General features: G+C 68.6%; 12 protein-coding genes. 5 read left to right on the forward strand and 7 right to left on the reverse strand.

What is annotated here, in order from left to right:
- Window positions 1–20: 20 nt before the first annotated feature.
- Window positions 21–959 (reverse strand): cupin domain-containing protein, encoded by a 939-nt coding sequence (locus tag ABW137_RS26680; RefSeq protein WP_526404478.1) that lies wholly within the window; start codon window positions 957–959, stop codon window positions 21–23.
- 82 nt (window positions 960–1041) lie between these two features.
- On the opposite strand from ABW137_RS26680, the gene ABW137_RS26685 reads away from it, so the two are divergent.
- The gene (locus tag ABW137_RS26685; protein ID WP_526404479.1) at window positions 1042–1881 is read left to right on the forward strand and encodes an NmrA family NAD(P)-binding protein; all 840 of its coding nucleotides are present in this window, start codon (window positions 1042–1044) and stop codon (window positions 1879–1881) included.
- Window positions 1878–2303: a pyridoxamine 5'-phosphate oxidase family protein gene (locus tag ABW137_RS26690; RefSeq protein WP_526404480.1), complete on the forward strand. Its 426-nt coding sequence runs from the start codon at window positions 1878–1880 to the stop codon at window positions 2301–2303. The genes ABW137_RS26685 and ABW137_RS26690 overlap by 4 nt, the downstream gene beginning before the upstream one ends.
- Window positions 2304–2319: 16 nt before the next feature.
- Here ABW137_RS26690 and ABW137_RS26695 read toward each other — a convergent pair whose 3' ends face one another.
- The 4 genes from ABW137_RS26695 to ABW137_RS26710 all read right to left on the reverse strand — a co-directional run bounded on the left by ABW137_RS26695 (window position 2320) and on the right by ABW137_RS26710 (window position 4839).
- Window positions 2320–2931: an NAD(P)H-dependent oxidoreductase gene (locus ABW137_RS26695; protein WP_526404481.1), complete on the reverse strand. Its 612-nt coding sequence runs from the start codon at window positions 2929–2931 to the stop codon at window positions 2320–2322.
- Between the two features lie 100 nt (window positions 2932–3031).
- Entirely contained in the window at window positions 3032–3730 is a 699-nt protein-coding gene (locus tag ABW137_RS26700; RefSeq protein ID WP_526404482.1) for a Rieske (2Fe-2S) protein, read from the reverse strand.
- On the reverse strand, window positions 3727–4242 hold the full coding sequence (locus ABW137_RS26705) for an RNA polymerase sigma factor (protein WP_526404490.1): 516 nt from the start codon (window positions 4240–4242) through the stop codon (window positions 3727–3729). Before ABW137_RS26705 ends, ABW137_RS26700 begins: the two co-directional genes overlap by 4 nt.
- Before the next feature lie 111 nt (window positions 4243–4353).
- Entirely contained in the window at window positions 4354–4839 is a 486-nt protein-coding gene (locus ABW137_RS26710) for a DoxX family protein (RefSeq protein ID WP_526404483.1), read from the reverse strand.
- Window positions 4840–5030: 191 nt separating this feature from the next.
- Here ABW137_RS26710 and ABW137_RS26715 point away from each other — a divergent pair, with 191 nt between their 5' ends.
- Window positions 5031–5708: a type 1 glutamine amidotransferase domain-containing protein gene (locus tag ABW137_RS26715; protein WP_526404484.1), complete on the forward strand. Its 678-nt coding sequence runs from the start codon at window positions 5031–5033 to the stop codon at window positions 5706–5708.
- Entirely contained in the window at window positions 5708–6016 is a 309-nt protein-coding gene (locus ABW137_RS26720) for a putative quinol monooxygenase (RefSeq protein WP_526404485.1), read from the forward strand. Before ABW137_RS26715 ends, ABW137_RS26720 begins: the two co-directional genes overlap by 1 nt.
- Here ABW137_RS26720 and ABW137_RS26725 read toward each other — a convergent pair whose 3' ends face one another.
- Together ABW137_RS26725 and ABW137_RS26730 are read right to left on the reverse strand one after the other, a co-directional pair.
- Window positions 6017–6646 (reverse strand): flavin reductase family protein, encoded by a 630-nt coding sequence (locus ABW137_RS26725; RefSeq protein ID WP_526404486.1) that lies wholly within the window; start codon window positions 6644–6646, stop codon window positions 6017–6019. It lies immediately after the preceding gene.
- 78 nt (window positions 6647–6724) lie between these two features.
- Complete coding sequence (locus tag ABW137_RS26730; protein ID WP_526404487.1) at window positions 6725–7615, reverse strand: helix-turn-helix domain-containing protein; 891 nt, start codon at window positions 7613–7615, stop codon at window positions 6725–6727.
- Window positions 7616–7718: 103 nt separating this feature from the next.
- Here ABW137_RS26730 and ABW137_RS26735 point away from each other — a divergent pair.
- Window positions 7719–8629 (forward strand): SDR family NAD(P)-dependent oxidoreductase (locus ABW137_RS26735; protein ID WP_526404488.1); only part of this gene is annotated, 911 nt, incomplete at its 3' end.

The raw sequence follows: 8629 nt of genomic DNA on the forward strand, positions 1-8629 counted from the left end.
GACGCGTTGTCATCCTGCGATTACCCCGCGGCGCCGGACAGCGCCGCAGACCGCCGGAACTCGCTCGGGTTGGCGCCCCGAACCCGCTTGAACGCGGCGCTGAACCCGAACGGGTCGTGGTAGCCCACGGTGCGGGCGACGTCCGCGATGGTGGCGGACTTCTGTTCGATCAGAAGGTCCGCCGCGAGCGTCATGCGCCAGCGCGTGAGGTAGGTCAGCGGGGGTTCGCCGACGAGTTCGGCGAACCGCTTGGCGAGCGTCGACCTGGACACCCCGGCACGGTCGGCCAGCGAGGAGACCGTCCACCCCGCCGCCGGATCGGCGTGCAGGAGGCGCAGTGCATCGCCGACCACCGGATCGCGCTGGGCGACCCACCAGGCGGGCGGCTGACCGCCGGGCCGGTCGAACCACTCGCGCAGCGTACACACCAGCATCCAGTCCAGGAGCCGGTCGAGCACCACCTGTTGGCCAGGGACGTCGACCGCGACCTCGGCGGCGAGGTGGTCCAGCACAGCGTCGCCCGTTCCCCCCGCGTCCACCCGCAGCACGACGGGCAGTGCGTCCATCAGTCGGCGGCAGATCTCGCCGCGCACCGGGTACGCGCCGACGATCAGGGTCGTGCCGCCGTCACCGGCGTCATTCCAGCCCAGTCGATGCCGGGTGCCGCCCAGCTCGGGCGTCGCGCAGAACTCACCGCACGCGACCGGCTCCGCAGCCGTGCCGAGCTCGTCGACGAAGGTGAACGTCTCTGGGCCGCGCACGACGATCGTCTCGTACGCGCCGAGCCGCTCGGGTTCACCGTGCTGGGGCACGATCCAGCCCGACCCGCCGAGCACCGTACACAGGGTGAGCGGCGCTCCGTCGACGAAGTGCAGTGACCAGGGCGGCGCTAGGGTGGAGCTGCCGAACAGCGAGCCGTGCGCTCGGACTCCACGAAACAAGTCGCCGAAGGGATCCATCGCATCGAGGTTAGACGAATGGACAGGTGTTTCGGCTCCTGACCCATGGAATCGTCCGGAAGCTCGTCGTTCAATGGGAGTCATGACTACCAACGACACCGTCCTCGTCCTTGGCGCCACCGGCAAGACCGGCCGACGGGTCGTCGCCCGGCTACGGCTCCGTGGCACCCCCGTGCGGGCCGCATCACGATCTAGCGAGACCGCCTTCGACTGGTCGCACCCCGAAGGTTGGGACGCGGCCTTGCATGGCGTGGGCGCGGCCTATGTGGTGGCGCCGGGCGTGCCCGGCCCCGTGCACGAGTTCGTGGCCAGGGCCGAGTCGGCAGGAGTGCGGCGGCTGGTCCTGCTCTCCGGCCGCGGGGCGGACGCCTGGGGCGACTCCAGCTTCGGGCTTGAGATGCGAGACGCCGAGGCCGCCGTGCGCGGCTCCGCTCTGGAGTGGACCATTCTTCGACCAAACAACTTCGCCCAGAACTTCGACGAAGAGCTCTGGCATGCACCACTTCTCGCCGGCGAGCTCGCCCTCCCGGCGAGCACGGTCCCCGAGCCCTTCATCGACATCGACGACGTCGCCGACGCGGCCGCCAAGGTCCTCACCGAACCCGGCACCCACACCGGGCACGTCTACGAGCTGACCGGACCGCGGGCGATCACCTTCGGCGAGGCCGTCGAGCTGATCTCCCGCGCATCCGGGCGACCCATCACCTACAAGCAGATCTCACCCGCCGAATACGCCGCGTCGCTGACCGAGGTGGGCCTGAGCGAGGACGACGCGCACCACATCGCGGAGATGTTCGTGCTGATGGAGCGCGGGCTGATCGCGTCGCCGAACGACGGCGTCGCCACCGTCCTGGGCCGGGCGCCTCGGACCTTCGAGGACTACGTCCTTCGGGGCGCGGCAGCCGGGGTGTGGCAGCGATGACCGGCTCCTCGCTCACCACGGCCGACCTCGATCTCCTGCACCGCCCGCTGTACGGATTCCTGTCGGTGGCCGCCGGACCGCTCCCGCCGCAGCCGCGGCCGGTGTGGTTCGAGGTGACCGCGGAGGGGACGATCCAATTGTTCACGGGCCCAGACACTTCGAAGGTCCGACGGGTGCGCCGCGACCCCCGCGCGTCGATCGTCGTCGCGGCCCCGGTGGGCGAACGCGAGCACTGGGTGTCGGTCGCCGGACGCGCCGAGGTGCACGTCGATGGAGCGCGCGACCTGGCCGCACGCCTGGCTGCGCGGTACTGGGACCTCGACGACCCGACCCGGGCGGCCGATCTCGAGGGCATCCTTGCCGAAGACTGGGTCCGCTTCGTCATCCACCCGGAGAAGGTGAGCCGCTACACGATGGAATGAACGTCGCACCAACCGATTACCGGCCGCGGATGGCTTCCAGGAGCTCGCCGCGAACGACCTCGTAGGGACGGTGGAAGTCGTCAGGGGTCGCGGGCGGATCGGGGTGTACGACGAACGCCGCGACGTCCATGGCCATGAACTCCCCGAGGATGGCGAAGAACGGGCCGGTGACGAAGTCGGCGCGGGGGTCCATTCCCGTCGGCGTCGCGCGGGCCGAAACGACGGTCACCGGCTTGCCCCTCAGCGGGGCGATCCCCTCGTCGGCAGGCGAGGTGGCGCCGAGGACGTGGACGTAGTCGAGCCACGCCTTCAACGTGGACGGCATCGAGTAGTTGTACATCGGTGCGCCGATGACGACCGAAGCGGCTCCGGACAGCTCGGCGATCAACTCGTCCTGGAGACGCGTCGCCTCCTCGGTTGGGGCGACGGCGTCCTGTGGTCGCAGCGGCGCGGTGAAGTGCAGGGCGTTGGTCGCCAGGTGTGGCAGCGGGTTGGTGTGCAGGTCTCGCCGACGGATCTCACGGTCCGGGCCCGCAGCCACCCAGTGTTGCGCGAACTCGGCGGTCAGCCGACGCGATGCCGACGAAGCAAGATTGGCAGAGGCGTCGAGCTGGAGGAGGTAGGCCACGAGTAGGTGAGTCTAGTCGGCCCGGCTGAACGACGGTGAGTGGCCAGTTACCTCACGCGAATTGCCGAATTGCGTGCGATAACTGGCCATTCGGCGCGTCTCAGGCCGGTTCGGTTGGGGCGAAGACCTCGATGACGCCGCTCGCTTCGCGAACGTGGAACTTCGGCAGAGGCGCGGGCGCGATCGGTAGCTGATGGGTCATCGTCGTGCCCTGCAGCGAGAACGACGTCAAGTGGCACGGACAGCGCAACCGCTGTTCGGGTGCATCCAGCCACAACTTGCACCCCTGATGCGTGCAGACCCCCGAGACGGCTTCGACGCGGCCCTCGGCGCGATGGACGAATCCACTCACCGAACCGAGATCGAACGCCATCGCCGAACCGTCGGGCAGATCGGCGCTGGCGCCAACCGAGCGCCACGTGCCCGCGTTCGGTTCGAGTTCGCCCTGCGCTTGGGGCTCCTGCGTCTCCCCCTTCGTCGAAGCCAGCAGCTTGCTGCCCACCACCAGACCGGCGGCGGCCGACGCAGCAGCCACCGACCCGCCGATCACCACCGCGCGGCGCCGGGGTGCCCATCGCGGATCGTCGAGCACCGTCGGCCCCTCGTCCATCGCACCGGCGAGCCGACGATGAAGGTCCGTCACGAACTGCTCGCTTGGCGAATCGCTGCCGGGGCGCGCGGCCCGCAACTCGATGGCGGTTCTCATCTCCCGCACGTCGTCGGAATCGGGGTGCGCCCGCTCGGTCGCGCGCCCGCGCAGCAGCCCGTCGACGAAGCGGCGTACCGTTCGTTCGCTCACGGCGCCTCCTCGGCGATCGACTGTGCGGCCAACCGTAACGCGCGGTGCTGCAACACCTTTGCGTTGGCGACGCTGACTCCCATCTGACCTGCCGCCTCCCGCACCGAGTGGGCCTGCAGAAAGCGAAGCTCCAGTATCCGCCGATAGTTGTCCGGCAGCCGCGACAACAGTCTGCGCACCTTCTCCGGTGCATCGCTGCGGACGTCGTCGGGCTGGTCCGCTTCGGGCGGGTCGACGTCGATCGAGGTCACTTCGTGGCCCATCCGCTCTCCCCAGTACGACGCGAGCACGGTGCGTGCCGTCATCCGCAGGTACTTGCGCACTTCGGGCACCGTCGCCGAGACCCGCAGTGGACGCAGGGCCGTCATGAACACCTCGGCGGTCAGATCCTCCGCGTCGGGTTGGTTGCCGACCCGCCCGTACATCAACCGGTACACCCAGGTGACGTTGTCCCGGTACACGGCTTCCCAATTCGGGTACGCGGCATCGGTCACCGGATGCAGCCCTCCCATCGGGCGCGGCGATCGCGCCTTCCCGGGCTGAGCACGGCGCACCCCATCTTCGCTCTGGATCACCGCGGGTCGCTCCGAAATCGACCTTGGGAGTTGCTGTGCGCCGGGCGGCTACGCAGCGGCGCTAGTGACATGACGCGACGCGTCGGTTCGGTTCATCCGCGCGTCGAAGGACAGGCCGCCGGAGCCGACGATCAGCAGAAATACGCTGCCGCACAGCATCGCGACCTCGAGTCTGCCCTCGTGGAAGAAGTCCCAGAAGCCGCCCTCCTTTGGATAGAGCGGGGCCTGCCCCCACAGCAGCGGGACCTTCGTGATCGCCAGCGCTCCGAGCATGTCGACGATCATCGGGACCGCCGCCAGCCGGGTCAGCAGGCCGACGAGAATCAACATGCCGCAAATGATCTCCGCGACACCGTCGAGGTTCGCGAACAACGTCGCCGCCGGGATCCCGGACTTCTCGAACCGCCCAGGCCCGAGAGCCTCGGGACGCAGGAACTTCAGCACTCCCTCGCCGAGGAAGATCAGCCCGACGTACAGCCGGATGAGAACGACGGCGTTGGACGCGCGCGTGGACGTGAATTGATGCAGTGACATGCCAATGGATAGGGCCGGGGGTTACACGGGGAGCGGTGGTAGCGCATTCGCGCTCGATCATTGCCCATAGCGCGCGAATGCCGCGATCGTACTTGGCGTCGGCGGACGGGCGTGCTGTCATGGCGATGCCAACTCTGCGCTGCTGTGCAACAGCGGGTTTCGTCATTCATCTCGGCCACAGGGAGACATGCATGGGCACCAAGTACGTTCTGTTCGTGGTCACCAACGCGGCCGTCATCGGCCCGCACAACCGCGCCACTGGCTTCTTCTTCCCGGAGATCGCCCATCCCTTCGAAGCGCTCGACGAGGCCGGTATCGCCGTCGAGTTCGCCTCCCCGCTTGGCGGCAAGCCTCCCGAGGATGGATTCGACGGCGACGACCCCGGGCAGGCCGCGTTCCTCGGGAGCAAGGCCTACCGCCGGTTGTCGCGCAGCCGCAAGCTGTCCGAAGTCGACGTGCTCGACTACGACGCAGTGTTCTTTCCCGGCGGGCTTGGCCCGATGGTCGACATCACCGGCAACCCCGAGGTGCAGGCCACCGTCATCAAGGCATGGAACGCGGGCATGATCGTGAGCGCCGTCTGCCACGGTCCGTCGGCGTTCCTCGGGGTAACCCTCGACGACGGTGCCCCTCTGGTTCGTGGTCGCAAGCTCACCTCGTTCTCGAAGGCCGAGGAGGACGGTTACGCGAAGGACGACGTGCCCTTCGACCTCGAGGGGGCGTTGCGCGCCGAGGGGGCACTCTACGAGGAGACCGAACCCTGGCATCCGAAGCTGGTCGTCGACGGACGCCTGATCACCGGGCAGAATCCGCAGTCTGGCGCCGTGGTCGGCGAGGCGTTGGTCGAAGCCCTCGCCAAGCAGGCGTGATGGGCACGCCCGACCCCATCGTGGTGGTCGCCCACTGGCAGACCACCGAGGACTCCCTCGGCGAGGTGCTCGAACACGTCGCCGCGCTGGCGCCCCGATCGCTGGCCGAGCCCGGGTGCCTCGGATACGAGGCCTTCCAGCGGATCGGCGAGCCGACCGGCTTGTTGCTGGTCGAACGTTATCGGGACGCCGAATCACTTGATGCACACCGCAACTCGTCTCACTACCAAGAGATCGTCGTCGGAATGATCATCCCGCTGCTCACCGACCGTCGGGTGGAGTTCCTGCACCCGCAGGACTCGCCGTGACTATCTGTCGTCGGGCCTGATCATCGTGAACATCGCGTCGGCGGACACCGCGGCGTAGGCGCCGAGCCCCCCGGCGCGCAGGATCGGCGATGGCGCTGGCGTGTCGTACACGCCGTCGACCAGCAGTTCGCGGTCGATGTGAACGGCGACGACCTGCCCGAGCACCAACCATGCCGAGATGTCGTTGCCACCGACGTCCGTCAGCTGAATGAGCTGCGTGAGTTCGCATTCGAAGTTGACCGGGCTTTCGAGGACTCTTGGCGCCTTGACGAGCGATGACGCCACCGGGGTGAGCCCGCCGCGAGTGAACTCGTCATCGGCGGCAGGCACCGAGGCCGATGTCTCGTTCATCGCCACGGCCAACTCGCGCGTCGCGAGATTCCACACGAAGTTTCGCGTCGCCTCGATGTTGGCGACGGTGTCCTTCCACCCCACCGACGAGAAGCCGATGACCGGCGGCCGGTAGTTGAAGCCGTTGAAGAAGCTGTACGGCGCCAGATTCCGGGTGCCCTCGGCACTCAGCGTGGAGATCCACCCGATGGGACGCGGTCCGATGATGGCGTTGAACGGATCGTGCGGAAGCCCGGTGCCGTCCGCCGTCCTGTAGAAATGCGCGTCGTCACGTGCCACGAATGCTCCTCGGTCGTCAAGAACCCCCGCGAGCATTCTCCCGTGGCGCGGCCGGTGCTGCCGCACGCCCCTACGGATTCATGGTGTGACGTCGCTTTCGTCCGGCGCGAGGGCTTGGGTGCCGAGGACGACCGCGAGCGCCAGCCGCTCGGCGTCCTGCGTGCCTGGCTCCGCGGTGTAGATGGTGATCCGGAGGTCGTCGGTGGCCACGATCAACGTGTCGCAGTCGAGCGCGATGGCGCCGACCTCGGGATGGTCGACGACCTTGCGCTTGCCGTAATCGTAATGGGGCTCCAGGTCGCGGGACTCCCACAGCTCGACGAAGCGCGCGCTCAGCCTCGAGAGTTCACCGATCAATGCCCGCAGCCTCCGATCGGCCGGATACCGGGCGGCGGTCATGCGCAGATCCGCGACCAACCCAGCCTCGAATCGGGCTTGCTCATCGGGAGTGTGGACGGCGCGGGTGCCGGGTCCGATGACGTGACGCCAGACGTTGTTCCGCTCGATTCCCCGCCAGCAGGCGGTCGGACCCATCAACGCGTCATACGGTGCGTTGGCGACGACGAGCGTCCACGTGGCGTCATAGACGACCACCGGTGTGTGGGCCAGTCGGTCGAGCAGACGCTGAACACTCGGCGTGAGACGGGACGGCACCACGTCAAGCCCGGGTGGAGCCAGCCCCGCCAGTCGGAACAGGAGATCCCGTTCCGCGTCGGAGAGGCGCAGAGCACGGGCGAGCGCCTCGACCACCTGCGCCGACGGTGACGTGGCCCGCCCCTGCTCCAGCCTGGTCAGGTAGTCGACCGAGATCCCGGCCAGCCCGGCGAGCTCCTCTCGCCGCAGCCCCGACGCGCGGCGGCGGCGGCTGATGGGAACACCGACCGCTTCTGGCCCGACGCGGTCGCGCCAGCGCCGCACCGTCCGGCCGAACTCCGAGGCCTCCATCACCTCGCTCACCACCTCACTCATCGTCCTCACTGTGCCCGCCGCCGCGACGGTTGTCCTGGCCCTGATAGTCCTACGACGAGCCGACGACTGCCTGACCGGTCGCGAACGTTGCACAGTGGCGGGCATGAGCAGTGACACTTCGTCTGGGACCGTGCTGATCACCGGGCCGACTGGCGGGCTCGGGCGAGCCGCGACGCTCGCGATGGCGCGTCGACCGGCGCCGAGTCGTCCAGACCTGCTGCTGGTGGGCCGGGCGGGTGCCGCACTCGCCGACGTGGCCGATGCCGCTCGGGCGGCCGGAGCCACGGCTTACGCGATCGACTGCGACCTGGCCCGGCTGGCCGACGTGCGCGCCGCAGCGGCTAGGGCCAAGGAACTTCTCGCGAATGGGACGGTGCGGCCACTGCGCGGGCTGGTGGCCAACGCAGGCGTCGCGTCGGTGGACACGCACTCCACCTCCGCCGACGGCTACGAACTCACCTTCGCGGTCAACCATCTCGCGCATGCCCAACTCCTCGCCGATCTCCTCGACTCGTTCGCCACCCCGGCGCGCATCGTCCTGATCGGTTCGAACACGTACTACGAGAACGCCTTTCGACGAATGCTGCATGTCCCGCCGGCAATCTGGCGCGATCCGCTCGACCTGGCCAAACCCACCGCGCCCGACCTGGCCGCGACATCCGCCGACGGCGGGGTCGCCTACTCCACCTCCAAGCTCGCGATCCTGTACTACGCACACGAGCTGCAGCGCCGACTTCCCCCGGGCGTCAACGTCGCGGTGTTCGAGCCGGGATTCATGCCAGGCACCGGACTTTCCCGAGGACACGGCCGGGCGATGCAGAGGATCGGGCGTGTCATCGAACGGATCCCCGGCGTCTCACGGCCTGCGCGGTCGGGCCCGGCGCTGGCGTCGATCGTGCTCGACGAGCGGTGGGCGCATCTGCGCGACGGCGCATTCGTCGTGAAGGACGCCGAACGCGAGGTCGAGTCGTTCGCGAAGGATCGGGCCCGGGAAGCCAGGCTGTGGGACGTCAC

Origin of the sequence: Mycobacterium sp. (genome assembly GCF_040509115.1) — a bacterium.
Classification (GTDB): Bacteria; Actinomycetota; Actinomycetes; order Mycobacteriales; family Mycobacteriaceae; genus Mycobacterium.

Bases quoted from the DNA above. Each gene is read 5' to 3' on its own strand.
- ABW137_RS26680 (WP_526404478.1), bottom strand. From the start codon at position 959: ATGGATCCCTTCGGCGACTTGTTTCGTGGAGTCCGAGCGCACGGCTCG.
- ABW137_RS26685 (WP_526404479.1), top strand. From the start codon at position 1,042: ATGACTACCAACGACACCGTCCTCGTCCTTGGCGCCACCGGCAAGACC.
- ABW137_RS26690 (WP_526404480.1), top strand. From the start codon at position 1,878: ATGACCGGCTCCTCGCTCACCACGGCCGACCTCGATCTCCTGCACCGC.
- ABW137_RS26705 (WP_526404490.1), bottom strand. From the start codon at position 4,242: ATGGGAGGGCTGCATCCGGTGACCGATGCCGCGTACCCGAATTGGGAA.
- ABW137_RS26710 (WP_526404483.1), bottom strand. From the start codon at position 4,839: ATGTCACTGCATCAATTCACGTCCACGCGCGCGTCCAACGCCGTCGTT.
- ABW137_RS26715 (WP_526404484.1), top strand. From the start codon at position 5,031: ATGGGCACCAAGTACGTTCTGTTCGTGGTCACCAACGCGGCCGTCATC.
- ABW137_RS26720 (WP_526404485.1), top strand. From the start codon at position 5,708: ATGGGCACGCCCGACCCCATCGTGGTGGTCGCCCACTGGCAGACCACC.
- ABW137_RS26730 (WP_526404487.1), bottom strand. From the start codon at position 7,615: ATGAGTGAGGTGGTGAGCGAGGTGATGGAGGCCTCGGAGTTCGGCCGG.